Origin of the sequence: Streptosporangium sp. OZ121 (assembly GCF_051918885.1) — a bacterium.
Lineage (GTDB): Bacteria > Actinomycetota > Actinomycetes > Streptosporangiales > Streptosporangiaceae > Streptosporangium.
The window spans coordinates 405,674-431,237 of record NZ_JBPXMC010000001.1; the positions used below are offsets into that span (position 1 = coordinate 405,674).

Genomic DNA, 25,564 nt, shown 5'->3' on the forward strand with positions numbered 1-25,564 from the left:
TCCCTCTCCTCTACCTCCAAGGCCACGGCGGCTCAGGGCGCCGACTCGTGAAAGTCGTCCGGTGAACCGTGCCGCCGCGGATCGGCGCGGATCGGCCATGCCCTGCTCCGCCTCCACGACCGGGCGGGCGTGCCGTTGACGGTCGTCACCGGATCGGTGATCCAGGTCGGGGCCGAGACGGCACAGGGGCGCGACCGGTTGCGTACCGGCCGCCCTCTCGCCGGTCACGTGCGGCGGCACCTCTGCCCGTCGCGGACCGTGCCCCGTCCGAAGACCGTCTCGCGGCCACGCGCCGCCCGAATGACGATCTCGCTGTAGCCGAGAATAGAGGGTCCTCGCGGTAATGGCCGTGAAACCAACGGCGTGTCGCTGACCTGCGAGGATCATCGTCGCGATCGCCGCCGATTCCCGAAGCGGCAGCACCGTCTCGATCCGCTCCCCCGGCCGCCGCGCTGTCGGCGACCGGCGCCCGCCTCCACCTCTCCGGCGCCGGTGCGGTTACCGGTTACCGGTTCCTCCCGCGGGCGACGGCGGACGGGGCACCGGCGCATCGAGTCACCGGCGGTCGGGTTATTGGCGAACGGGTCACCGGCGAACGGGTCACTGGCGGACGGGTCACTGGCGGACGGTCGAACCCCGGCGCTCCTTGCGGATGTGCAACTGCGCGGGCACCCGGGTGCGCAGCTCGGCGACGTGGCTGACGATGCCGACCGCCCGGCCGCCGTCGCGCAGGCCGTCGAGGATGTCGAGCACCCCGTCGAGGGTGTCCTCGTCCAGGGTGCCGAAGCCCTCGTCGACGAAGAGCGTGCCGAGGTCCGCTCCCCCGGCCTCGGCGGTGACCACGTCGGCCAGGCCGAGGGCGAGGGCGAGCGAGGTGATGAAGCTCTCGCCGCCGGAGAGGGTCGCCGGGTCACGGCCCACGCCGGTCCAGCTGTCCAGGATGTGCAGGCCGAGCCCGCCGCCGGACCTGCTCCGGTCTCCGGCGGAGCGGTCGCGGTTGTGTTCAAGGAGATAGCGTCCGCCCGACATGTGGTCGAGCCGCTCGTTGGCCGACTCGACCACCTGGCTGAGGCGCTCGCCGAGCACGTAGGACGACAACCGCATCTTCCACCGGTTGTCGGTGGAGTTGCCGCCGGTCAGGGTGGCGAGCCGTTCGGTCAGCCGGTGCCGCTCGTCGGCGGGCTCCCAGCGGCGCAGGCAGGCGGCCAGCTCGGTGCGGAGCGCGGCCAGCCGGGCCAGGCGGGCCTCGCTCCGGTCCCGCTCGGACAGCAGGCGGGCGTGGGCGGCGTCGGCCGCGTCCCGCGCCTCGCGCAGCCCCGCGAGGTCGGGTTCCGGCTCGGCCGCGGCGGCGACCAGCTCGGGATCGGCGAGCATCGCGGCGACCGCGGCGCCCTCCTGGGCGAGCTCGCGGAGCCGGGCGGCCTTCTCCTCCCGGTCTGCGGGAGAGCGGACGGCGGCGCGGGCGTCGTCAAGCCCGAGGAAGCCCGCCTCGACGACGGCGCCCAGCGCCCGGTCTCGGGCCGTCGCGAGCTCGGCGGCGGTGACCCGCTCGTCCCTGACCGCCTCGACGGCCTCCCGCAGCAGCTCCGCCTCGTCGGCCAGCCGGTCCAGCCTGGCGGCCAGTGTCGGGTCCTGGCCGCGCGCCTCGTCGAGGCGCGCGGCCAGCCGCTCGGCGTCGGCACCGAGCCTTTCGACGTTCGTACGGCGGGAGGCCAGCCCGACGGCGAGCTCGCGCGAGCGCTCCCCGAGCCGCTCGGACTCGGCGGCGATCCGCCCGGCCTCGGCCGCCAGCACCGGCTCGGCCCCCGCCGACTCGCGGAGCGCGGCCAGCGCCCGCTCCGCCTCGGTGAGCTCGCCCGCGGCGTCCCGTACGGCCAGGTCGGTCCGGTCACGCGCCTCGCGGTGGGCCGCGGCGGCCTCGATCGCGCGGGTCGCGGCGGTGAGCGCGGCGGACAGGAGCGCGGCCTCCCGTGCCAGGCGGTCACGGCGGGCCCGCACCGAGGGGTCGGTGCCCCGGGCGCCGTCCAGGCGGGCGGTGAGGCGCTCGCGCTCGGCCTGCCAGCCCGTACGGCGGGCGTGGCCCTCGGCGAGCCGCCGGGCGATCTCCGCCGCCCGGGTCCTCGCGCCGTCCAGCTCGGCGGCGATCCGCTCCACCTCGGCGGCGAGGGCCTCCTCGGCGCTCGCGGCGGAGGTCAGCGCCTCCAGCTGCCGGCCCGCCTCGGCGAGGATCTCCCCGGCCTCCTCGCCGGTCGCCTCTCCCGCGACGGCGAGTGCCTCGTCGAGGCGGGAGACCAGCGTCGTGACGGTGTTTCCCGCGGCCTGGCGCCGTTCCATGGCCGCCTCGTAGGCGCCCTGGGCGGCGCGCTCGTCGTCGGCGGTGGGTGCCTGGTCGGCCGGGGCGGCGGGGGCGGGGTGATCGGGTGAGCCGCAGACCGCGCAGGGGTGGCCGGGGGTGAGCTTGGCGGCGAGTTCCGCGGCCATGCCGTCGATCCTGGCCTGCCGGATGTCCAGGTGCCGGTCGCGGAGCGTCTGGGCGAGGTCGGTGGCCTCGGTCTGCGCGGCGCGCGCGGACTCCAGCTCGACGCGGAGCGTCTCGCGGCGCCGCGCCGCGGCGAGCACCGCGGCGGCGGTGTCGGCGCTCGCCCGCGCCGCCGGGATCCCCGCCGCGGCGGCCCTGGCCTCACCGAGCCTGGCGGACGCCTCCGCCGACGCGGCCGGCAACCCCTCCAGGGTCTCGCGGACCTCGGCCTCCTGCCGGACCACCTCCGGGAGCTCGGCGTCGAGCGCGGCGATCAGCCCGTCGAGCTCGGCCAGCCGGGCCTCCTCGACCCGCAGCCCCTCAAGCCCGGCCAGCTCCCGCCCGCGTTCCCTCTCCTGGGCGGTGAGGATCTCGCGGATCTCCCCGGGGTCGAAGGTCTCGCGCACCTCGTCAGGGCCGAGGGCCTCGCGCACTTCCGGAGGGAAGGCGGCCAGCCGGGCGACGAGGTCGGCGCGGGCGGCGGACAGGTCGGCGGCGAGGCGGTCGCGGTGCTCGGCCGCCCGGAGGCGGGTGACGGCACCCTCCACCGCCGACTCGGCGGCGGGGACGCGGGCCGCGTCCAGGCGGGCGGCGGTGAGACGTTCGTCCAGCTCCCGGCGGAGACCGGGGAGGGCCTTCAGGCGGGCGTCGGCCTCTGCCTGAGCGGAGGCCAGCTCGACGATCTCGCGAGCGGTCCTCTCCCGCTCCCGGACGATTCCCGCCAGGCGTGACTCCTCCGCGCGCAGCTCGCCCAGGCGGGTGATCTCGCTCCGGCGGTCGCGCTCCAGCGCGGCCAGGTGGCCGAGTACGGCGTGGCGGCGGTCCGCACCGGCGTCCGTGGGGTCACGGACATCCTCATGGGCGCCGGCGTCCGTGGGGTCGGTGTTGTCGTAGGCGCCGGCACCCCCGTGGTCACGGGCGTCGTCGCCGTGGGCCGCGCCCGCCGTACCGACGCCGTCGCGGGCGGTGCCTGTGTGGTCGGTGCCGGTATGGTCGCGGACGGCGTCCCACCGGTCGAGGGGGGCACCGAGGAGGGGGAGGGCGCGGGCGACGGCGTCGGCGGCCAGGTGGTGGGCCTTGGACGCGGCCTCGGCGCGCTGCTCGGCGCCCTGGATCAGCGGCAGCACCCGGTCGGCGGCCGCCGCCTCCTCCAGGATGGTCTCCAGGTCGGCCCGCTCCTCGGCCGTCTCCTCCAGCGCCCGGCTCCTGGTCAGCGCCTCGGCGTGACGCCGTCGCCGGTCGGCCAGCGCGGCACCGCGTTCCAGGCTCTCGCGCGCCCGCCGTACGGCGGCCTCGCCCTCGGCTCCCTGCCCGTCCAGCCGCGCGACCTCCAGGCGCGCGAGGTTCTCGAGCGCGTGGGCCCACCCCAGCGGGTCGTCCTCCACGGACTCCACGGACCGCACGGACTGCGCGGACTGCGCGGACTCCACGAGCTTCACGGACTCTCCCGGCTCCGTGAACTCCGTGGCGACCCGCGGCTCGGGGAGATCGGCCAGCGCGGTCAGGAGGGCGGGGCCCGCGGCCTCCTCCAGGCGCTTGACGGCGAAGTCGACCTCCTTGCGGAGGGTCTGCTGCTCGCGGTACGCCTCGGTGCGCTGCTCGGCGAGCCAGGACTCGGCGGTGGCGTAGATCTTCACCGAGAACAGGCGCTCCAGCACCCTGCGGCGATCCTCGCCGTCGGCGCGCAGGAACTTGGCGAAGTCCCCCTGGGGCAGCATCGCGACCTGGAGGAACTGCTCGGCGTTCATGCCGAGCAGGGTGCCGACGAACTCCCCCGCCTCGTCGACCCTGGTCGTCAGCCCCACCCACTCCCCGGACGGCGCGAGCTCCTGGAGCAGGGCCTTCTCGTTCTCCCTGGTCGTGCCGGTGCCCCTGAGCTTGGGGCGCTGCCAGGCCGGCGACCGGGTGATCTTCAGCCTGCGGCCCCTGACCGTGACCTCCAGCGCCACGCTGGGCCCCCGGCCCGGGGGGGCGTGGTCGCAGCGCAGGCTCTTGGCGCTGTCGCGCCTGCCGGGCACCCTGCCGTACAGGGCGTAGCAGAGCGCGTCGAGCACGGTGGTCTTGCCCGCGCCGGTGGGGCCGTGGATCAAGAACAGCCCCGCCTCGGCGAGGGCGTCGAAGTCGACCTGCTCCTCACCGGGAAAGGAGCCGAAAGCGGTGATCCACAGACGGTGCGGGCGCATCTACGCCTTCGCCTCCTTCATGCGGGAGAACTCCACGGCCTCCCGCAGCAGCCGGGTCTCGGCGGGGTCGGCGGCCTCGCCGCGCACCTCGCGGACGAAGTCGAGGGCGACGTCGATCTCGGGGCGCCCGGCCGCCCTGGCGCGGGTCACGGTCTCGTGGACCCCGCCCTCGGGTTCGAAGGACAGGGCGAGCGTGTGCGGGAAGCGGGACCGGAGCCGCTCCATCGCGCCCTTGGGCCGGATCCGGTCGACGAGCGTCACCTGGAGCCAGTGGTCCTCGTGACGGGCGTACTCGGGCGCGGCCAGCAGGTCGTCGATGCGGCCGGTGAGGCGGCTGACCGGCCGGGGCACCGGGGTCTCGACGAACTCGGCGCCCTCGTAGCCGCCGGGGCCGATGTCGACCACCCAGGAGCCCTTCGTCTGGCCGCTCTCGGAGAAGGAGTAGGCGATCGGGGAGCCGGAGTAGCGGGCGGTCTCGCTCATCCGCTGGCGGCCGTGCAGGTGGCCGAGCGCCACGTAGTCGACGCCGTCGAAGGCGCGCACCGGGACGTGCGCGACGCCTCCCACGCTGATGTCGCGCTCGCTGTCGCTGCCCTGCCCCCCGGTCACGAACGCGTGGGCGAGGACCACCGACCGGGGTCCGCGCCGCCCGAGGTCGGCGCGGACCAGGGACATGGCGTGCTCGATCGCGGCGGTGTGGGTGCGCTCGGACAGCTCCCAGGGGACGCGTACCAGCTCGGGCTCCAGGTAGGGGATGCCGTAGAAGGCGACGTCGCCGACGACGACCGGCTCGCCGACCCGCTCCGGGTCGGTGCGCAGATGGACGCCCGCCGCGTCGATGAGGTCGGCGCCGAAGCCGAGGCGGCGGGCCGAGTCGTGGTTACCGCTGATCAGCACGGTGCGCACCCGGGCGTCGACGAGCCGGCGCAGCGCCTGGTTGCACAGGTCGACCGCGTCGACCGAGGGCAGCGCCCGGTCGTAGACGTCACCGGAGACCACGACCACGTCGATCCGCTCCGACCTGACCGTCTCGATCAGGTGGTCGACGAAGACGCCCTGGGCGGCCAGGAGACTCTCCCGGTGGAACGAGCGGCCCAGGTGCCAGTCCGATGTGTGCAACACCCGCATGTCGCACGAAGCTAACAGGACTCAGCGACAAATGTGGCCACTCGCGTCACGTGAATCCCCCGCTCTGGTGGGGGCTTCCGGTGATGAGTACGCTTGAAGATCGGATGGAACGATACCGGAACAACGACGATCGCGGAGGCGAGTGACCATCGGGGATCGCGTGGGTGTCCAGGTGGGCCGCGGTGTTCTGAGCGTCGCCTCCGGCCTGATCCTGGTGGTTCTCGCGACGGTGGGCTATACCCTGCCGCCGCCGTTCGACCCGACCCCCCTGCACGTCGACCCGGTCTTCCAGGCCCTTCCGCCCCAGCCGCCGTCCGAGCTCCGGTACGTCGCCGCGGACAGGCAGATCACCACGCAGGACGTCACCGTCACGGCCGAGGACGGCACGTTGCTGGGAGCGACCATCCGCGCGCCGATGGCACCGGGGCGGCACCCGGCGCTGGTCTTCGTGCAGGGGGCGGGCCCCGGGGTCAGGGGCGAGTTCACCACCCAGGCCGAGTGGCTGGCCAGGGCCGGGATCGTCACCCTCGTCTACGACAAGCGGACCGTGGGCTACGACTTCATGAAGCGCGACTTCGGCCTCCTCGCCCGCGACGCCCTGCGCGTCCTGAAGGAGCTGCGCTCGCGCGAGGACGTCGACCCGGCCAGGGTGGGACTCTGGGGGGTGAGCGAGGGGAGCTGGGTGGTGCCCCTCGCCGCCAACGAGAGCGGCGCCGTCGGGTTCACCGTGCTGGTGTCGGCCCCCAACGTCTCCCCCATGCGGCAGGTGACGTGGGCGCTGGGCGAGCAGCTCCAGCGGCTGTACGCGCCCAGCGGGGTCCGCGAGCTTCTCATTCGCGCGATCGGCGCCGTGGACGCGGACTTCCTGCGCTACGACGGCCTGCCCGCGCTGCGCGAGCTGCGGCAGCCGGTCCTGGCCCTGTACGGCACGCGCGATCCCTCGATCCCGTTCGTGGAGAGCAGCAAGGCGCTGACCGGTGCGCTCGCCGAGGGCGGCAACGGCGCCTACACGATCCGCTACCTCGACCGCGCCGACCACGGCATGCGCTTCCACGGCGGCCCTCTCGTCCCCGACTACCTTCGGACGCTGGCCAACTGGGTGCTGGGCCTGCCGGGCACGGCCTCGCCGTCGGTGCACATCGCCGGCGCCACGCCGGTCCAGCGCCTGGAGGCGAGCGACGTCCCTGCCGCTCCCTGGTACGCCGGGGGTACGGTGATCGGCCTGACGCTCTGCCTGGCCGTGGTCGGTTACGTGGTCGGGCCGGTGGCGGAGATGGCCGCGCGGCTGCGCGGCCGGGCGGCTGCCGCTGAGGCCGGCGTCCTGATCTGGCCGCCGATGCGGCGGCGGTTCCGCCGGATGGCGTGGACCGGGGTCGGGCTGCTCGTCTCGGTGGTGGCGTTCATCACGCTGCTCGTGCTGTTCTCGGTCAACCAGGCCGGGGCGTGGCCCGCGGTGCTCGCCGGGTGGCTGGTCATCAGGATCCTGGCGCTGCTGATGCTGCTGCAGGAGGTCACGGGCGTGGCGGCCGTCGTGTCGGGCCTGCGGGAGGGCTGGCAGCCCTCCCGTCCGCAGAGCTTCGCGGTGGCCGGGGTGCTGGGCAGCACCGGCCTGCTGCTGGTGGCCGCGGCCTACTACGGCCTGTTCTCGTTTCCCTGGTAGGGCTTTCCCCGGTGGGGCCGCGGCGTCCCTCGCCCCCCGCGTCCCCTGGCAGGCCGCGGCGCAGGCCCGGCGCGGGCCCGGCGCGGGCCACGACGGCCGAAGGCGGTGTCAGGTCCTCGTGACCGTCAGGGGCAGCCGTCGAGCCAGCGGTCCATCTCGGCGAAGACGCGCTTGCGGACCGGCTCGGGTGACAGCACCAGGTCGTGTATGCCGCCCGGCACGCGGACGCACGTCACGTGTGAGCCGATGCTGGTCGACCAGCGGGCGATCAGCCGGGGGTCGAGCACGACGTCCGCCTCCTGCGCCTCCGGCGCGAAGGCGCGCAGCCGCAGGCCCTTCTCCGCGCAGAGCACCAGCACCGGCACGTCCACCCGGAGGCCGTCGTGCAGCCTGCGCTGCGCCCGGCGGACCGCCCCGATCCAGGCCGCGTGCACCGGGAACCCGCCTATGGGCTTCCACTCCAGGTCGAAGTCCCACTCGCCGTGGTGGCTGCGGTGCAGGCTCGTGCCGTACGCGGTGGCGGTCACCATGGGCAGGACGGTGCGGGTGGGCAGCCTGGACAGCTGCACCCGCAGCAGGTCCGCGGCGACCCGCACGGGGGCGGGGACGTTGAGGTCGAGGAAGGGGCTGTTGAGCACCAGCGCCTGGACCAGCCCCCGTCCGCGGACCCGGTCGGCCCACAGCGGGGCGATCAGGCCCCCGGTGGAGTGGGCGTTGAGGACGACGTGATCGTGCCCGTCGCGCTCGCGGATGATCCGTACCGCCTCGTCGATCTCCGGGAAGTACTCGGTGAGGCTGCGCACGAACCCGCGGGTCTGGTGCGGCAGCAGCGAGCGGCCGTACTTGCGCAGGTCGAGCCCGTAGAAGTCGAAGCCCCTGGCGACGAAGTGGTCGGCCAGGTGGGTCTGGAAGAAGTAGTCGGTGAAGCCGTGCAGGTAGAGCACGGCTCCGCGGGCGGGCTCGGCGGCACGCCGCCGCACCAGCGAGGCCACCACCGCCCCCTCGTCGTCATCGGCCATCGGCAGGACCGTGAGCTCGTAGTCGGGACCGAGAACGTCGGGCATGACGGCCAGGGTAGTTCGTACGGATTGTCCGCTCACCAGGGGGATCTCGCGAGGAGGACCGGAGGACCCGGCGGGGAAGGCCACGGGGGCGTTCCTCCGGAGAGACCGTGACGGTTCCGCCAGGGGCGAGCCGGCGCGGGCGACCGGGAATCACCGCGGCGACGCCGCGATTCGATCCCAGCGAAAACCATGATCGATTCTTATTGCTGTAGAAATGACGCGATATAGGAGCATTAGCTTCCCGAGTTGTTCACCGACTTGTCGCCCGCGACCTGGTTTCGCCCCCCTACCATCTCCCTGCGGCGGTCAAGCGCGAGGAAACGGGGAGCAGTTGCGGGACAGATCAAAGCCGCCCGGAGTCGGCACGGTCATCGGCTGGACGGCACTGGCCGCCATCGTCCCGGGCGCCGCGCACCTGCGCGCCGGATGGCGCAGGACGGGGCTGGCGATCCTGTGCACGTACACGGCGCTGCTGCTGGCCCTGCTCTGGGTGGCGCTCACCTCCGACCTCGGCGGGATCGCCGGGCGGCTGGCCGCCTCCTCCACGCTGACCAACGTCACCGTGGTCGTCTCCCTGGCGCTCGGCGCCGCCTGGTTCGCGCTGGTCGTGCACTCGTTCGTCGTGATGAACCCCGGCACGCTGCCCGGCGTGGGACAGGCGATCGCCGGAGGCGTGGCGGGAACGCTCGCGGTGGCCGTACTCCTGCCGTTCGGCCTGGTCGGTCAGTACACGGCGGTCTCGCAGTCGGCACTGGACGACGTCTTCAACGCCCCGTCCACGCCACGCCCCGCGAGCGACGGGGGCAGGGGCGGCGAGGACGACCCGTGGGCGGGCCGCAGCCGGGTGAACATCCTGCTGCTCGGCGGCGACGCCGACACCCACCGGGTGGGCGTGCGGACCGACAGCATCAACGTGGCCAGCGTGGACGTCAAGACCGGCAACACCGTGCTGCTCAGCCTGCCGCGCAACCTGGAGAACGTCCGCTTCGTGCCCGGCTCCCCCATGGCGAAACGCTTCCCCGAGGGGTTCCGGCTCCCGGCCAACCCCGACGGCTCGCGCGAGGACCTGCTCTTCGCGGTCTGGGAGTACGCCGACTCCCACCCCGAGATCTTCGGTGGCCGCAAGGGCCAGGGCACCAAGACGCTCATCGACACGGTCGGCTACACGCTGGGCCTGAAGATCGACTGGTACGCCCTCGTCAACATGTGGGGCTTCGCCCGGCTGATCGACGCCATCGGGGGCGTGACGCTGACCGTTCCCCAGGACGTGGTCTTCGGCAAGTACGACGAGGGCCTGGTCAAGGCCGGAACCCGCAAGCTGCGCGGCGCCGACGCGATGTGGTTCGCCCGCTCGCGCACCAACAGCGACGACTACACCCGGATGGGACGCCAGCGCTGCGTGCTGGGCGCCCTGCTCTCCCAGTCGGACCCGGCGACCGTGCTGTCCCGCTTCAACCAGGTCGCGCTGGCCACCAAGGAACTGCTGCGGACCGACATCCCGCGCCCGATGCTGGAGCACCTGGTCCCGCTGGCGCTGAAGGTCAAGAACGCGAAGGTGACCAGCGTCCAGTTCGTCCCACCGCTGATCAACACCGGCTACCCGGACTGGAGCAAGATCCGCACGGTCACCGCCAAGGCCCTGCGCGCCTCGGCCGTCACCCGGCGCCCCCTCACCGCCACCGCGGCCCCCACCGCCACGCCGAAGGCCGCGGCTGAGCGAGGACCCACCCGCACCCCCCGCCCCGGGACGAGCACCACGGCGAAACCGGATCCGACCTCTCCCAAGGGCATCACCGAGGGCTGCGGCTGAGCGGGGCCCTGTCTCCCCGTCCACTGTTCGTCACTGGCGGCGGGCAGGCCAGGGTGCGGCCGAGCGGCCGGGCCGGCTCCCCGCGCGAACCGTGGGCTAGACCGAGTACGACTCCTTGGACAGGCGGCGGACCCGGTCCTCGTCGATGCGGTGACCGAGGCCCGCCTGGGTGAGCGGCACCGCCACCACACCGCCCGAGGCGCCGACCGGCGGGTCGACGATCTGCGCGCTGCGCGGCGGCTCGGCCACGTCGCAGGGCAGGTCGCAGCCGGGCAGGCTGGCCGCGGCGACGGTGGCCGCGCGGGCCAGCCCGGTGCCCTTGCCCCCGGCGCAGGCGATCTCCCATCCGGCGCGTACCGCGCGGTCGTGCACCCGCCGCACCTCGCGCAGGGAGCCCAGGGCCGCGGGACGGAGCAGCAGCGCCCGGCCCGCCCTCGCGGTGATCGCCTCGTCCAGTTCGGCGGCCGAGGCGACCTCGAGCAGCACCGGGGCGGCGACGCGCTCCTGCAGGTCGGCGTGGTCGCCGAGACTCGCGAGACCGGTGAAGGGGCGTTCGATGACGGAGAGCGTGTAGGCGTCCAGCGCCTCGAGGGCGTCGACGTCGGTGTAGGCGCCGCGGGCGTCCACACCGATGCCCAGCGCGGGGTACGCCCGGCGGACGGCGCGCAGCGGCTCGATGTCCCAGCCGGGGTGGACGTCCAGGGTGACGTGGGCGTATCCGGCGCAGACGTGCCGGTTCACCCTCGCGACCAGGCTCTCCAGGTTGCGGTCGGCGCCGATCCTGACGGTGGCCATGAGGGAGGTGCGGGTGCCGCCGAGCGCGTGGGCCAGCGGCACCCCGCGCATCTTCGTCCACAGGTCCCAGCAGGCCATGTCGGCGGCGGACCCCCCGGGGACGGCTCCCAGCTCGTCGGGATGCTCCCAGTCGACGCCGATCAGCGCCTGGGCGAGCCCCTCCTCCAACGCGACCCAGGTCTTGGGGTCGGCGTCGACGACCTCTCCCCACCCGGTCATGCCTCCGTAGTCGGTGAGCCGGACGAGGATGCTCTCCGGCCGCCTGCCGTACGGCAGGACCAGCCGAAACACCTCAAGCTCACGGACGCGCGGCATGGACCCCCCTGGACCTCTCCGAGCCCGGACGACTCCGGGCTCCGACGACTTCCCAGGCTCGGAGGACCCGGGCTCTGGAAACGCGAATCCCGCCCGGAGGCGGGACTCCCCCCTCAACACCGCGAAGAACGGCGTTCTTCCCATGGTGCCACGGTGGCTTGGGAACGCCTCCGGCGCGGAGGGGGAATCCGGTCCGGTACTTCCGTCCTTTCCGGCTCGGAGAGGCCAGGAGGCCAGGAGGCCAGGGGGCCAGGGGGCCAGGGGGCCAGGAGGGCTTGAGGGGTTGAGGGGTTGAGGGGTTGAAGGACGAGGGAAGTCAGCTCCTGGGCAGGACGCGTCCGGAGACCAGGGCTCCGGTGGCCGCCATCAGCGCCGTCAGCCCGAAGCAGAGCACGTAGACGGCGGCGGCGGCGCCCAGGGCCGCCAGGAGCGCTCCGGTTATCGCCACCGCGACGACCGTGTAGACCGACTCGGCGACGCCGAGCGACGCGCTGTTCTCCCCCTCCTCGCCCGGGGGCGACAGTTCCAGGATGAGCACCGACAGCGTTGGATACACGATGCCCATGCCGAGCCCCAGCAGGATCTCGCCGAGGAAGGCGGTGGCGACCGGGACGGCGGCGAAGACGGCCAGGCCCATCAGCGCGAGGCCCACGGCGATCAGCACCGAGCCGGAGCGCAGCACCAGGACCCGGTCGAACCGCTTGCGGCCCACCACCCAGGAGCCGAACGACCAGCTCAGCGCGCCACCGGTCAGGGTGAGCCCGGCCATGGTCAGCGACAGGCCGCGCTCCTCGTTGAGCATCAGCGGCAGGAACGCCTCGCCGCCGATGGCCGCGCCCGCCGCGATCCCCCGCAGGGAGATCACCGAGGGCAGGCCGCGGGCCGCGCGCAGGGTTCCCGGGGGGAGCAGCCTGGGCAGCGCCGCGACCAGCATGGCCAGGCCGGCGGCGAGCAGGACGAACCCGGTGCCGGGCGCCGCACCGCCGGACCGTGTGAGTGCCGACGCGCCGTACTGCATGAGCGCCGCTCCGGCCGCGACGAGCAGCGCCCAGCCCAGCCGGCGCGCGATCGAGGAGCGGGTGCCGGACGGCCGCTCCGGCATCGCCCCCGACACCGTCCCAGCCCCCGACACCGGCCCCTGCTCCGTCACCGGCTCTGTCATCGGCTCTGTCACCGGCTCTGTCACCGGCTCTGTCATCGGCGCGGAGGCCAGCCCGCGCCAGAGCAGCAGGGCCGCCGGGAGGAGGATCGCCGTCACTCCGATGAAGACCCAGCGCCAGCCCGCGTTCTCCACCACGACACCGGTGATCGCGGGCCCCACCATGGAGGGCACCACCCAGGCGGTCGCGAAGATCGAGAACACCCGGGGGTGAAGGTCCGCCGGGTAGGACCGCGAGACCAGCACGTACATCGAGACCTGCAACATGCCCGCGCCGAAGCCCTGGACGAACCGGCCCGCGACGAACACGTCCATCGTCGGCGCCACCCCGGCGACGACCAGCCCGGCGGCGAAGACCACCACCCCGGTCCACAACGGCGCGACCGGCCCCCCGCGGTCGCCCCACCACCCGCCCAGCACCGTCGCGACCACCCCGGCCGCGAGCGCCCCGCTGAACGCCAGCCCGTACAACGCGTGACCGTCCAGCTCGTCGGCCACGACCGGCATGGCGGTGGCCACCGCGAGGTACTCGAAGGCGGCCAGAGAGATGAGGGCCACCATCCCGACCGTCAGGGCGCGGTGACTCCGGGCGAATATCCCGGCAGGAGGCTCGTCGGTCATCACGGTAGTCATGGGGTCGACGGTACGGCCGGCGCGCGGTGGCACGCATCAGGCTTTCGGATCAGCCCTTGGTCGTAGGACCGGCGTCCCGGACGTGGGAGACCAGGCCCCGCAGGAGCAGGTCGAGCCCGAACTCGAACCGCTCGGTGCCGTTGGCCGCCATCGAAGTGTCGACCTGGGCGACGATGTTGGGGAACCGGTCGGCGGGCAGACTGCGGTAGAACGTGGCGATCTGCACCAGTCCCGCAAGGAGCGCGCGGGCGGCGACCCGCTGGTGGTGATGAGCCTGTTCCGCAAGCGCTCCTTCACCGGCGGCCTGATCACCGGCCTCGTCTTCTTCTCCGGGATGGTCGGCTTCTCCCTGGTGTTCGGCCTCTACACCCAGATCGCCCTGGGCTACGACCCGTTGAAGGCGGGGCTCGCGGGCCTGCCGAACGCCATCGGCACCCTGGTCGGCTTCGGCTTCGTCAACGCCTCGGGGCTGGCCAGGAAGGTGGGGCGCAGGCTGATCCACATCGGCGCGGTCGCGATGGCCGGGGGCGTCACGGGGGTCGCCCTCACCCTGAACGTCACGGGCATGGGCGTCACCCCCTGGCAGCTCGCCCCCGCCCTGCTGCTCACCGGCGCGGGGATGAGCCTGATCATGGCGCCGTTCTTCGACATCGTGCTGGCCGGGGTGGAGCCCCACGAGTCCGGCTCCGCCTCCGGCACCCTCACCGCCGTCCAGCGGCTCGGCGGCGCCCTGGGTACGGCGGCGATCGGGACGCTCTTCTTCGGCCTGGTCGGGCAGGGCCGCAGCCTTGAGGACGCGATGCTGCTGACGATCTGGGTCGAGGTGGGCCTGCTCGCCGTCACCTTCGTGACCGCCTTCCTCCTCCCCCGGCGGGCGCGGACCGAGCAGGAGGTCGCGCACTGACACCCGCCGGCGAACGGGCGGGCTCCCGAGGGCCCGCCCGTTCACGGCGCCCCGAGCACCGCGACCTCCGCGAAGGTGACCCGGCCCTTCCTGGCGTCCCGGCGAGGACAGGCCCCCGTGGCCCTGCCGCCCTCGCCGGGACGGGGTCAGGTGGCGGCGCGCTCCAGCCGGCGCTCCGCCCACTGGCCGATGTCGCGGCGCTCGATCGCCGCGGCCATCAGGTCGGGGAAGGCGTCGGGAGTGCAGGCGAAGGCCGGCACCCCCATGGCCGCGAGCGCCGCGGCGTTGTCGTGGTCGTAGAAGGGCGCGCCCTCGTCGGAGAGCGCGAGCAACACGATCACCTGGACACCGGCCGCGGTCATCTGGGCGACCCTGCGGAGCATCTCCTCCCGCACGCCGCCCTCGTAGAGGTCGCTGATCAGGATGAAGATCGAGTCATTGGGACGGGTGATGAGACCCTGCCCGTAGGCGATGGCCCGGTTGATGTCGGTGCCGCCGCCGAGCTGGGTGCCGAACAGCAGCTCCACCGGGTCGTGCAACTGGTCGGTGAGGTCGACGACCGCCGTGTCGAAGACGACCAGCGAGGTCCTCAGCGAGCTCATCGAGGCGAGCACCGCGCCGAAGACGCTCGAGTAGACGACGGAGGCGGCCATCGACCCGCTCTGGTCGATGCAGAGCACGACCTCGCGCTGGACGGCCCGCTGCCGCCTGCCGTATCCGACCAGCCTCGACGGGATCACGGTGTTGCGCTCGGGCAGGTAGTTCTTTAGGTTTGCCCGGATCGTGCGGTCCCAGTCGATGTCGGCGGCCCGCTTGGGCCGGTGGGTCCTGGCCGAGCGGTCCAGGGCGCCGGTCACGGCGGCCTTCGTCTTCTGCACGAGTTTCCGCTCCAGCTCGGAGACGACCTTTCGCACCAGTGCCCTGGCCGACTCGCGCGCCTTCTCGGGCATCACCCGGTTGAGCGACAGGAGCGTGCCGACCATGTGGACGTCCGGCTCGACCGCGTCCAGCATCTCCGGCTCCATCAGCAACCGGGTCAGGTTCAGCCGGTCGACGGCGTCCTTCTGCATGACCTGGACGACGGTCGAGGGGAAGTAGGAGCGGATGTCGCCCAGCCAGCGCGCCACCCTGGGCGCTGAGGCGCCCAGGCCCCCGCTCCGCTCGGCCGGAGCACCACCATCGCCGCCGCCGTCGTACAGCGCGGCCAGCGCGCCGTCCATCTGGGCGTCGGTCCCGGTGAGCGAGCACCCGGTGCCGTCCGCGTCTCCGCCCAGGACCATCCGCCAGCGGCGGAGCCTCTCATCCATCGGCACTGCCCGTCCTTCCCGCAATCGCCGGCCCCGCGGTCGCCGGTCCCAGAATCGTCAGCACGGTCCGCACGGCGGCCGCCGCGCGCTCCTCGTCGAAGTCCTCCGCGTCCGGCGCCAGGCCGCCGGTGCCCGCCCCCAGGGAACGGACACGCGAGCCGATCGAGCGCCGCTCCGGGGCGGCGAAGGCGCCGAACGTCCTGCGGAGCAGGGGCAGCACGTCGACGAAGGTCTCCGGGGCGAGCCCGGTGAGCCACTCGTCGACCAGCCCGAGCAGCCGGGGGTCGTGCACGAGCAGCAGCCCGCCCCCGGCCAGGAACCCCTCGATCCAGGCGGCCGCCCTGGCCGGCGGGTGCCCCGCCGACATCGCCCGCGACATCCGCCGTCCCACCTCGGCAGTGTCGAGGTCGGCGGCGTCCAGCAGGATCCTGGTGAGCCGTCCCTCGATGAGCCCGTGCAGGTCGGCGCGGCCGGAGGCCCCGCGCAGCGCCACCAGCCACCGGCCCTGCGGCGTCTCCTCCCCGGAACCGGCCGAATCTCCCGGGGCTCGCGAGCCACCCGCGCCCGCGCCCTCGGACACATCCCTTTCTCCTTCCCCGGAACCGTCGATTTGCCCGGGACCGCCGAGGGCAGGGGAACCGTCCGGGCGGACGGATCCGGTGCCGAGCAGGGCGACGGCGGCGTGGACGGCGTCGATGTGGCGGATCAGGTCGCGGGCGGCGTCGTCGTCGAGACCGGTGACGGCCCCGCCGAGGCCGACGCAGATCCTGGTGATCATGGCCTCGACGATGGTGACCAGGCCGGTGGCGGGGGTGCCGCGCACGTCGCCGTAGCGCTGGGCGCGGACCATCGCGGGGAGCGCGGCCATCAGGTGCGTGACGTCACCGTCGAGCGCGGCCCGCGCCGACAGGGCGTCGAGCACGTGCGGCAGCGCCTCCGGCAGGTCGGCGAGCAGGCAGCGCTCCACCAGGCCGGTGAGCCCGGCCAGCGTGACGCCACCGGACGTGCCGCCGGACCCTCCCCTCCCGCCCGGCCCGCTCCCTCCAGGACCGGCCGTTCCCGGGCCGTTTCCTCCAGGACCGGCCGTCCCCGGGCCGGACTTCCCGCCGGGCGCCCGGCCCCGGGTGGCCGGGCCGGACGGCCCTCCCCCGTCGGCGAGGTCGCGGACGCGGGCGGCGGCCGCCGCGGGGACGGTCGTGCCCCAGGCGCCCGCCTCGATCAGGTCGATGTCGAACTCGGGCCGCCAGGCGAGCGACCACGACTCGCGGAAGGTGCCCTTGCCCCTGCTCTCGCGGGGAGTGCCCCAGTCGACGCCGATCAGGCGCAACCGGTGCAGCAGCCTGCTGCGCTCCAGGTCGAGGGGTTTGCGCAGGTCGAGGTCGTACTCCCGATCGAGCGCCTCGGGCTTGAGCTTCACCCGCCGCCGCTCCTCGCGCAGGTGGCGCTGGAGAGGGACCATCGGGGTGGCGTCGGGCACCTGGCCGAGCCGCTCCCCCACGACCATGCGCCGCTGGATCAGCTCCACCGGCAGGTCGTCGCCCTCGCACAGCACCGCCCTGACCGCCTCGGTGACCTCCGCCAGCCCGGCCAGCGGCCGTCCCCTGAGCACGGCCAGGCTCTCCGCGAGCCGCACCGCCTCGATGACGTGCGCGGAGGAGACCGGCAGGTCCTCCTCGCGGAGCACCCCGGCCGCCCCGGTCAGCCACCGCTCGACCGGCCGGTCGGGTGAGGCGAACAGGTGGTGGTACCAGCCCGGGGAGGTCACTCCCGCGCCGTACCCGCTCCAGGCGGCCAGCCGCCCGTACGTCCACGGCACCCAGGTCATCTCGGCCCTGACCTTGGGCAGCCCCCTGAGCAGCGCGTCGTCGGCCTTCACGGTGGGCAGCCCGGCCCCCCACGGCGCGCCCTCGCGCGCCGTGCCCGCCAGCGCGGGGACGTGCCAGGCCCCGCAGACCACGGCGATCCGCTCGAACCCGTCCCTGACCGCCCTGCGGATCGTGCGACGCATGAAGGCCTCGCGCCGCGCCTCGTACTCGTCGGCGACATGCCCCTCGCGGACGGCCTCCATGGCCTGGGCGATCATGTGGAACGGGGTGTCGCCACGGTGCTCGACCGCGTCCTCCCACCACCGCTCCGGGTCGTCGTACCCGGCGGCGCGGGCGAGAGCCCCGATCGGATCGATCCGCACGGCCGCCGAGGCGGCATCGTCCGGCTCACCGCCCGCGTCGCCGTCCGTGTCGCCGTCCGTGTCGCCGTCCGTGTGGCCGTCCCTCTCACCACCGGTCGTCTCCCCCGGGGAGCCGGGGACCATCCCGCCCGGTCCCCGCGCCCCGGCGCCCTCCGGAGTCTCCCCCTCCCGGGGTTGCGCCGGTCCGGCGTCACCGGTCTCCCCCGGCTCCGCGTGACCGCTCGCGCCGGGACGGGAGGCGAGGCTGTGCACGGCCGGCAGGTCGCAGAAGCGGACCGGGACGCCCGCCTCGACGGCGTGGCGGATCGCCTGCCACTCGGGGGAGAACACCGCGAACGGCCAGAACGCGGCCGTGGCCGGTTCGCCCGGCACGTGGGCGAGCAACGCGACCGGCGGCTGGAGATCGGGGTCATGGGCCAGCGTGACCAGCTCGTCGGCCTCGGGCGGGCCCTCGATGAGCACGACGTCCGGCTTGAGACGTTCGAGCTCGTCGCGCAGGGACCGCGCCGACCCCGGGCCGTGGTGCCGGATGCCCAGCACGGAGACGCTCATCCGTGCCCCCCGCCCGGCCGGGGGACCGCCGCCGACGACACCGGCGACGCGGGAAGCGGGGACGCGAGGACCGGGAACACGCCCGTCCCGGGGGCCGTCGCCTCAGCCCGCGTCACGGCAGGCCCGGTAGAAGTCGCGCCAGTCCTGGCGCTCGCGCACCACGGTCTCCAGGTATTCGCGCCAGACGACGCGGTCGGAGACCGGGTCCTGGATCACGGCGCCGACGATGCCGGCCGCCACGTCGGAGGGGCGGAGCACCCCGTCACCGAAGTGCGCGGCCAGGGCGATGCCGTTGGTGAGGACGGAGATGGCCTCGGCGGTGCTGAGCGTTCCGCTGGGGGACTTGACCTTGGTGCGGCCGTCCTCGGTGACGCCGGTGCGCAGTTCCCTGAAGACCGTGACGACGCGGCGGATCTCCTCCAGACCGGTGAGGGTCTCGGGCAGCTCCAGGGAGCGGCCGAGCTGGCCGACCCGCCGGGAGACGATGTCCACCTCCTCCTCCGCGGTGGCGGGAACCGGCAGCACGACGGTGTTGAACCGGCGGCGCAGCGCGCTCGACAGGTCGTTGACGCCGCGATCCCGGTCGTTGGCGGTGGCGATGATATTGAAACCGCGCGCGGCCTGGACCTCCCGGTTGAGCTCGGGGATCGGCAGCGTCTTCTCCGACAGCACGGTGATCAGCGCGTCCTGGACGTCGGAGGGCATGCGGGTCAGCTCCTCCACGCGGGCGAGCCGCCCCTCGGCCATCGCCCGCATCACCGGGCTCGGCGTGAGCGCCTCCATGGACGGGCCCTCGGCCAGCAGCCTGGCGTAGTTCCAGCCGTAGCGGACGGCCTCTTCGGCGGTGCCGGCCGTTCCCTGCACCAGGAGGGTGGAGTCACCGCTGATCGCGGCGGCCAGGTGCTCGGACAGCCAGGTCTTGGCGGTGCCCGGCACGCCGAGCAGCAGCAGCGCGCGGTCGGTGGCGAGCGTCGCCACGGCCACCTCGACGATGCGCCGCGGCCCGATGTACTTGGGGCTGATCTGGTCCCCGTCGCCGAGGACGTAGGCGGTCACCGCCCAGGGGGACAGCTTCCACCCCGGCGGGCGGGGGCGGTCGTCGCCCTTGGCCAGGATCGCCAGCTCCTCGGCGTACTGGTCTTCGGCATGGGCCCGCAGAACCGTTGTCACTACGTGAGCTCCTTCAACATGTCGTCACGGAAACGCAGGAGGGCGGCGACCTCCTGGATGGACGGCTCCGGCGAGAGCCGCCCGGCCATGCCGTGCAGGGCGGGGTCGATGCGTTCACCGGCGAGCTTGGTCAGCTCCCCGAGGTTCCACGGCTGGGTCCCGGAAACATCGATGATCTTCTGGAGGACGGCCGTGGCCAGGGTGGGCCCCCAGGGAGCCGCGGCCCCGCCGAGAACCATGATCAGCTGGCCGTCCAGGCCGTGCCGCCGGACGAAGTCGGCCGCGACGATCTCCTGCTTGTCACGGGGCAGCGCGGCCAGCAGGTCGGCGAGCGGATCCCAGGCGAAAAGCTCCAGCGCCCACTCCGGATCGGCCTGGAGGACGGAGGCCCTGACCCAGCCGGCCATGACCTCGCGACCCCAGTCGACGATCTTCATCCGGACCAGATCGCGGGGCGGCCGTCCGAGCAGCCTGGGCCAGACGCCGAGCGGGGTGCGGGCCACGGTCTGCTGCAGCCACCAGCTCCGCTGGCCGATCCCCCGGGGCGCCTTGGCCCGGACACCGTCGCGCTCCAGGGCGCTGTCGCAGGCCACCGGCGGGTCGACGTGGATCTCGCCGTCGACGACGGTGACGTACCGGGCGGCCCGCTCGGCCATGCGCAGGGCCAGGCGCGACTCGGGGAGCCGGGTGAGCAGGTCGGCGGCCCGATGGCGGACCTCGCGGCGGCGGTCGTCGAGGGCGGCCTCCAGGAACGGCTCGTCGTCGGGTGAGAGCCCGGTGACGAGGACCTCCAGGAACGCCGCCCGGTCGTCGGGCGTCTCCTTCTCCCAGGTGGCGGCGAGCAGCTCCCTCGCCCTGGCCGGGTCGGCCGCCCGCAGCGCTCCCAGGTGGACGCGGCGGTCACCGGAGGTGCCGAACTCCCAGACCTGGGAGGCCCCGTCGGCGCCGGTGCCGGCGACCCCGGTGACCTCCTCCAGCAGGAAGCCCCACGCCGGGTTCAGTCCCGCCAGCCAGCGTCCCCGGTTTCCGGCCAGGACCCCGAGGTGCGGGCGGATCGACCGATCCTTGGCCGCGTGGTCGAGAAGCTCGGGCAGCAGGTGCGGCGAGAGGCGGTATCCGCGCGCGGCCGCGGTCTCCAGCCACTCGGTGAGCAGCCTCGGCTGCTCACCGCCGAGGATGCGGGCGAGCCTGTCGCCCGCGGCGCGCGAGACCGCGGGCTGCTCCTCGGGGGCCGCGACGGCAGGCGACTCGGCCGGGACGACCGGCCTCCGCCCGGCGCGCATCCGCAGCGTGTGCACGGCCGCGCGCCCGAGCAGCTCGACCTCGCTCGCCCCCTGACCGGGCAGGGGGCGCCGGTCGGTCCCGACGAGCGCGGCGGACACCAGGTCCTCCCATTCGGCGGAGGCGCTCACAGGACGATCACCCGGCCTTCCTCGTCCCAGGTCGTGAGGGGACGCAGTCCCCTCGGGGTCCATTCGACGGCGACGGTCAGCGGGTGACCGCCGGAGGTGGCGACCAGCCGCCACGGGGTGCCCGCGGACGGGTGGAGCGGCAGCCCGCCGGAGGGCCCGGCCAGGAGCCGCGAACCGCTCCCCGCGGGAGTCACCCCCGCCAGCACGAGCGGCCAGGAGTCGAGCCAGGGGTCACCGGCCAGTGCCTCGGCCACCTCGTCGAGGGCCTGCTCGACGGTCGAGCCGGGCGGCGGACCGGCCGGGGTGACACGGTGACGGGCGGCATGCCGACGGGCGGCGTCATCACCGGCGGGTTCGTCCCGGACGGCGTCGTCGCCGAGGTGTTCGTCCCCGGCGGGATCGTCCGGAACGGGGTCGTGACGAGCGGCACCGTGCTGGACGGCGTCACGGGAAGCGGGATCGTGACGGGCGGCGACCACCGCGCGCAGCGGGGCCGAACCGGGATAGAACGCCAGGTCGGCGTCGATGGTCGTGCCGGTGACGAGCGAGGCGTCGAGGGCCTGCCCGACCGGGGCGAAGGAGAGCACCAGGGCCGCCCGGCCCGTCGCGCGCCCGCGAAGCCAGACCCGGCGCGCGATCAGCCGGTCGTGCTCCTCGTCGCGCCGTCCCAGCACGTCCCACCGGTCGCGGACGGCACCGCGGGCGAGCACCTCCTCCTTCGTCACCGGGAAGCCGATCCGGTCGCGCACCCTTTCGAGAAGCTCGGCGGGAGCCGTTTCCCGATCCGCCCCCTGGGAACCGGCCCCGTCGCCGTCCGGGAAGGAAAGACGGCGGTGGGCCACGCAGAGCAGGTGCAGCAGCGCGTACTCACCGAGCAGGCGGGCGGGCCAGTCGTCGCCGTCCAGCACGGCGCCGAGGCGGGACAGCGAGCCCGCGACGGCGGGCGCCTGGGCGTCGACCAGGCGTTTGACCAGGTCGTCCCACAGGTCGTGGCGCCGTGACCCGGCGATGCCCTGCCTGATCTGGTCGGCGAGCCAGCGCTCCAGATCCGACAGCCCCGCGGTCACCCGCTGCTCGCGCCGCGCTGCCCGGCGGCCGTCCGCGGGACCGGCCTCGGCGGCCTTGGCGGCGCGAGCCGTCCCCGCCTCCGCGGCCCTGGCCGCGCGGCCTCGCCGCCCGTCGAGCCACTCGCCCACCCAGTCGGCGGGCTCCCCGGCGGCGGGGACACCGTCGGCCGACCACAGGAGCAGCAGGCCGAGAGCGTGCTTGCACGGGAACTTCCTGCTGGGGCAGCTGCACCGGTAGGCGGGCTCGGACAGGTCGACACACGTCCGGTAGGGCTTGGAGCCGCTGCCCGCGCACTCGCCCCACACCGCGTCGGCGGTGGCTCCGGACCCCGACCACTTGCCGGGAGAGGAGATCCCCCGGGCCGCTTTCTGGGACGAGGCGTCGGGCGCGAGCGCCAGCACCTGATCCCGGTTCCACCGTTCGATCACGGACCGAACCTAGCCAACCCCGCCGACAAATCCGGGCCCGTCCTCAACCGTCGTCCCACGGCGCACCCTCCGGGACCGGGTCCCTAGAATCAGTGCGATGACGACCCTTTCGCGTCCTCCGCTCGCCGAGGCCCTTGACCTGCTGCCGCACCCCGAGGGCGGCTGGTTCCGCGAGACCTGGAGGACCTCCGTCGACCTCACCCCGCCCGGGTACGCCGGCACGCGGGCCACCGCCACCGGCATCTACTTCCTGCTGGAGCCGGGCGAGGAGTCGCGCCCGCACGTGGTCGCCTCCGACGAGGTGTGGTTCTGGCACCGGGGCGGCCCGCTGACGCTGATCCTCGGCGGTCACGAGGGCCAGCCACCTTCCACCGTGACCCTGGGGCCGCTGGTGGAGGAGGGGCAGGTCCTCCAGGCCGTGCTGCCCGGCGGCACCTGGCAGGCCGCCCGCCCGGCCGGGGCCGAGGGCGTGCTGGTGAGCTGCGTCGTGTCCCCCGGTTTCGACTTCGCCGATTTCCGGATGGCCTGACGGACGGCGTGCGGACGACGTGACGGACGACACGGCGGACGATGCGACGAACACCGTGACGGACGGCGTGACGGACGGGCCGCTGGGGGAGACGACGCGAACGCCCTCCCGGTCGATGTGACGGCCTCCCCCGACGCGGGGAGAATGCGGTCACAGGTCGACACCGGGAGGTCGAAGGTGACCAGCGAGATCGTCTCCGTCATCGGCGGAAAAGAAACGTCCAGCGGCACGGCCTACGAGTCGGTGAACCCGGCTCGCGGGGACGAGGTGGTCGCGCGGGTCCGGCTGGCGGACGCGAGCACGTTCTCCTCCGCGTGCCGCACGGCCGCCACCGCGCAGCGGGAGTGGGCGCGGGTCCCCGCGCCCGTCCGGGGACGGGTGGTCGCCTCGATCGGACGTCTGGTGGAGGCCAACGCGGAAGAGCTGGCCCGCCTGGTCACCCGCGAGATCGGCAAGCCGTACGCCGAGGCGCTGGGCGAGGTACGCGAGATCGTCGACACGTGCGACTTCTTCCTCGGCGAGGGCAGGCGGCTGTACGGGCAGACGGTTCCCTCGGAGATGCCGGACAAGAACCTGTTCACCTTCCGGGTCCCCGTGGGGGTGGCCGCGGTGATCACCGCGGGCAACTTCCCGGTCGCGGTGCCGTCGTGGTACCTCGTCCCGGCGCTGCTGTGCGGCAACGCGGTGGTGTGGAAGCCCGCCGAGTACGCGGCGGCCTCCGCGCACGCGCTCTACCGGTTGTTCACCGCGGCCGGCCTGCCCGACGGCGTGCTGAACCTGGTCCTCGCCGACGGCGCCGCGACGTTCGAGGGCCTGGAGGCGGCGCTGGCCGAGGGCACGGTGCACAAGGTCGGGTTCACCGGCTCCACCGAGGTGGGCCGCCGCGTCGGCGAACTGTGCGGGCGCCACCTGCAGTCCCCCTGCCTGGAGCTGGGCGGCAAGAACCCGATGGTGGTCATGCCCGACGCCGACCTCGACCTCGCCGTGGAGGGCGCACTGTTCGCCGGCTTCGGCACCGCCGGGCAGCGTTGCACGTCGCTCGGCACGGTGATCGTGCACGAGAGCGTCCACGAGGAGTTCCTCCGCCGCTACGCACACGCCGTGGCCGGGGCCGCGGTCGGCGACCCCGCGGGGGACGTGCTGTGCGGGCCGCTGCTCGACCGGAGGTTCGCCTCGCGTTACGAGGAGTATCTGGGCTGGATCCAGCCGCACCACACGGTCGTCTCCGGTCCCGTCGGCCGCATCACCCCGGACAACCCGCGCGGCGACTTCACCGGGGACGGCGGCCTCTACTACCACCCGGTGGTCGTGGACGGCGTCCGTCCCGATGACCGGCTCTTCCTGGAGGAGACCTTCGGTCCCATCGTCGGCGTGACGTCCTTCGGCACGCTGGACGAGGCCGTCGACCTGGCCAACCTCCCCGGCTACGGGCTCTCCTCGTCCATCTACACCACCGACCCGGCGTCGGCCTTCCGCTTCCGCGAGGGCATCGGCGCGGGCATGGTCAGCGTCAACAACTCCACCTCCGGCGCGGAGGCCCACCTGCCCTTCGGCGGCAACGGCAAGTCGGGCAACGGCAGTCGCCAGTCGGGGATGTGGGTCCTCGACCAGTTCACCCGGTGGCAGGCGATGAACTGGGACCATTCGGGCAGGCTTCAGAAGGCCCAGATGGACGTCGCCGAGATCGTCCCCGACCTGGGGTTCCGCCTCTGACGCGCCTGACGTCCCTGACGTCGCCCGGTACCGGCCGGACGTGCCGGTACCGGCCCTTCGCATGCCCTGACGCCACCCGCGGGTGGTTCCCGCCACGTTCATGACGCTCATATGGTGAGACTATTTTTCTTGAAATATGAGACCCGTGTTATGGTCCGACCAGCGGACGAGAACGGGGAGGACCTCATGACCGGCAAGGACGCCATATACACGCACGGGCACCACGAGTCCGTGCTCAGGTCACACAGGTGGCGTACGGCGGAGAACTCGGCGGCCCACCTCCTGCCGCACCTGAAGCCGGGCATGACGCTGCTGGACGTGGGTTGCGGGCCGGGCACCATCACCGTCGACCTGGCGGAGCGGATCGCGCCCGGCGCGGTCACCGCGGTCGACATCACCGAGGCGGCACTCGGGCCGGCCCGCGCGGAGGCGGCGCGGCGCGGGCGCTCCGACATCACGTTCGCCGTGGCGGACACGCACGCGCTGGAGTTTCCCGACGACACCTTCGACGTCGTCCACGCCCACCAGGTGCTGCAGCACGTCGGCGACCCGGTCCGGGCGTTGCGCGAGATGCGGCGGGTCTGCAGGCCGGGCGGGATCGTCGCGGTGCGCGACAGCGACTACGCCGCGTTCGCCTGGTTCCCCGAGACGCCCGAGCTGGACGAATGGCTGGACCTGTACCAGAGGGTGGCGAGGGCCAACGGCGGCGAACCCGACGCGGGACGGCGGCTGCTGTCGTGGGCGCACGCGGCCGGGTTCACCGACGTCTCGGCCACCTCCTCGACCTGGTGCTTCGCCACTCCCGACGACCGCGCGTGGTGGGGCGGCATGTGGGCCGAGCGGATCCTGGAGTCCGACATGGCCCGCCAGGCGCTCGCCTCGGGCGCCGCCGCCCAGGAGGACCTGCGCCGCGTCTCGGAGGGCTGGCGGGCCTGGGCCGGGGAGCCGGACGGCTGGCTGTCGCTGCTCCACGGCGAGCTGGTCTGCCGCGCCTGAAGCTCGGGGCGCCCCCGGTGGAGACGCCCCGA

General features: G+C 73.9%; 17 protein-coding genes. 6 read left to right on the plus strand and 11 right to left on the minus strand.

Translation table 11 applies throughout. The annotated features are described in order from the left end of the window. Nucleotides 1–615: 615 nt before the first annotated feature. A complete protein-coding gene (locus ACTOQ1_RS02085; protein ID WP_440063987.1) occupies nt 616–4,701 on the minus strand; it encodes an AAA family ATPase in 4,086 nt (1,361 codons plus the stop codon). After that, nucleotides 4,702–5,829, minus strand: a complete 1,128-nt coding sequence (locus tag ACTOQ1_RS02090) for an exonuclease SbcCD subunit D (RefSeq protein WP_440063988.1) — start codon at nt 5,827–5,829, stop codon at nt 4,702–4,704. 142 nt (nt 5,830–5,971) lie between these two features. On the opposite strand from ACTOQ1_RS02090, the gene ACTOQ1_RS02095 reads away from it, so the two are divergent. Continuing rightward, on the plus strand, nt 5,972–7,489 hold the full coding sequence (locus ACTOQ1_RS02095) for an alpha/beta hydrolase family protein (protein WP_440063989.1): 1,518 nt from the start codon (nt 5,972–5,974) through the stop codon (nt 7,487–7,489). A 125-nt stretch (nt 7,490–7,614) separates the two neighbouring features. Here ACTOQ1_RS02095 and ACTOQ1_RS02100 read toward each other — a convergent pair whose 3' ends face one another. Continuing rightward, nucleotides 7,615–8,553, minus strand: coding sequence for an alpha/beta hydrolase (locus tag ACTOQ1_RS02100; RefSeq protein WP_440063990.1), 939 nt, complete (start codon nt 8,551–8,553; stop codon nt 7,615–7,617). Between the two features lie 331 nt (nt 8,554–8,884). Between ACTOQ1_RS02100 and ACTOQ1_RS02105 the strand changes: the two genes are divergently transcribed. Further along, nucleotides 8,885–10,363, plus strand: coding sequence for an LCP family protein (locus tag ACTOQ1_RS02105; RefSeq protein WP_440063992.1), 1,479 nt, complete (start codon nt 8,885–8,887; stop codon nt 10,361–10,363). A 96-nt stretch (nt 10,364–10,459) separates the two neighbouring features. Here the strand turns inward: ACTOQ1_RS02105 and ACTOQ1_RS02110 are convergent, their stop codons facing one another. The 3 genes from ACTOQ1_RS02110 to ACTOQ1_RS02120 form a co-directional block, all read right to left on the minus strand. Beyond that, complete coding sequence (locus ACTOQ1_RS02110) at nt 10,460–11,473, minus strand: enolase C-terminal domain-like protein (RefSeq protein ID WP_440063993.1); 1,014 nt, start codon at nt 11,471–11,473, stop codon at nt 10,460–10,462. Nucleotides 11,474–11,789: 316 nt separating this feature from the next. After that, nucleotides 11,790–13,265, minus strand: coding sequence for an MFS transporter (locus tag ACTOQ1_RS02115; protein ID WP_440063995.1), 1,476 nt, complete (start codon nt 13,263–13,265; stop codon nt 11,790–11,792). A 49-nt stretch (nt 13,266–13,314) separates the two neighbouring features. After that, a complete protein-coding gene (locus tag ACTOQ1_RS02120) occupies nt 13,315–13,491 on the minus strand; it encodes a TetR/AcrR family transcriptional regulator C-terminal domain-containing protein (protein WP_440063996.1) in 177 nt (58 codons plus the stop codon). Between the two features lie 42 nt (nt 13,492–13,533). On the opposite strand from ACTOQ1_RS02120, the gene ACTOQ1_RS02125 reads away from it, so the two are divergent. Beyond that, nucleotides 13,534–14,169, plus strand: a complete 636-nt coding sequence (locus ACTOQ1_RS02125) for an MFS transporter (RefSeq protein WP_440063997.1) — start codon at nt 13,534–13,536, stop codon at nt 14,167–14,169. A 146-nt stretch (nt 14,170–14,315) separates the two neighbouring features. Here ACTOQ1_RS02125 and ACTOQ1_RS02130 read toward each other — a convergent pair whose 3' ends face one another. The 5 genes from ACTOQ1_RS02130 to ACTOQ1_RS02150 form a co-directional block, all read right to left on the minus strand. Continuing rightward, entirely contained in the window at nt 14,316–15,476 is a 1,161-nt protein-coding gene (locus tag ACTOQ1_RS02130; protein WP_440063998.1) for a VWA domain-containing protein, read from the minus strand. Beyond that, nucleotides 15,469–18,216 carry a DUF5682 family protein gene (locus ACTOQ1_RS02135; protein WP_440063999.1) on the minus strand — a complete coding sequence of 916 codons (2,748 nt, stop codon included), beginning with the start codon at nt 18,214–18,216 and terminating at the stop codon, nt 15,469–15,471. The genes ACTOQ1_RS02130 and ACTOQ1_RS02135 overlap by 8 nt, the downstream gene beginning before the upstream one ends. A gap of 102 nt (nt 18,217–18,318) precedes the next feature. Continuing rightward, the gene (locus ACTOQ1_RS02140; protein ID WP_440064001.1) at nt 18,319–19,386 is read right to left on the minus strand and encodes an ATP-binding protein; all 1,068 of its coding nucleotides are present in this window, start codon (nt 19,384–19,386) and stop codon (nt 18,319–18,321) included. Continuing rightward, nucleotides 19,386–20,798 carry a DUF5691 domain-containing protein gene (locus ACTOQ1_RS02145; RefSeq protein WP_440064003.1) on the minus strand — a complete coding sequence of 471 codons (1,413 nt, stop codon included), beginning with the start codon at nt 20,796–20,798 and terminating at the stop codon, nt 19,386–19,388. The genes ACTOQ1_RS02140 and ACTOQ1_RS02145 overlap by 1 nt, the downstream gene beginning before the upstream one ends. After that, on the minus strand, nt 20,795–22,294 hold the full coding sequence (locus ACTOQ1_RS02150; RefSeq protein ID WP_440064004.1) for an SWIM zinc finger family protein: 1,500 nt from the start codon (nt 22,292–22,294) through the stop codon (nt 20,795–20,797). The genes ACTOQ1_RS02145 and ACTOQ1_RS02150 overlap by 4 nt, the downstream gene beginning before the upstream one ends. A 97-nt stretch (nt 22,295–22,391) precedes the next feature. On the opposite strand from ACTOQ1_RS02150, the gene ACTOQ1_RS02155 reads away from it, so the two are divergent. From ACTOQ1_RS02155 to ACTOQ1_RS02165, 3 genes are all read left to right on the plus strand, one after another. Further along, nucleotides 22,392–22,823, plus strand: a complete 432-nt coding sequence (locus tag ACTOQ1_RS02155; protein ID WP_440064006.1) for a cupin domain-containing protein — start codon at nt 22,392–22,394, stop codon at nt 22,821–22,823. 177 nt (nt 22,824–23,000) lie between these two features. Further along, nucleotides 23,001–24,536, plus strand: a complete 1,536-nt coding sequence (locus ACTOQ1_RS02160; protein ID WP_440064008.1) for an aldehyde dehydrogenase family protein — start codon at nt 23,001–23,003, stop codon at nt 24,534–24,536. Nucleotides 24,537–24,722: 186 nt separating this feature from the next. Continuing rightward, the gene (locus ACTOQ1_RS02165) at nt 24,723–25,532 is read left to right on the plus strand and encodes a class I SAM-dependent methyltransferase (protein WP_440064010.1); all 810 of its coding nucleotides are present in this window, start codon (nt 24,723–24,725) and stop codon (nt 25,530–25,532) included. Nucleotides 25,533–25,564 lie beyond the last annotated feature (32 nt).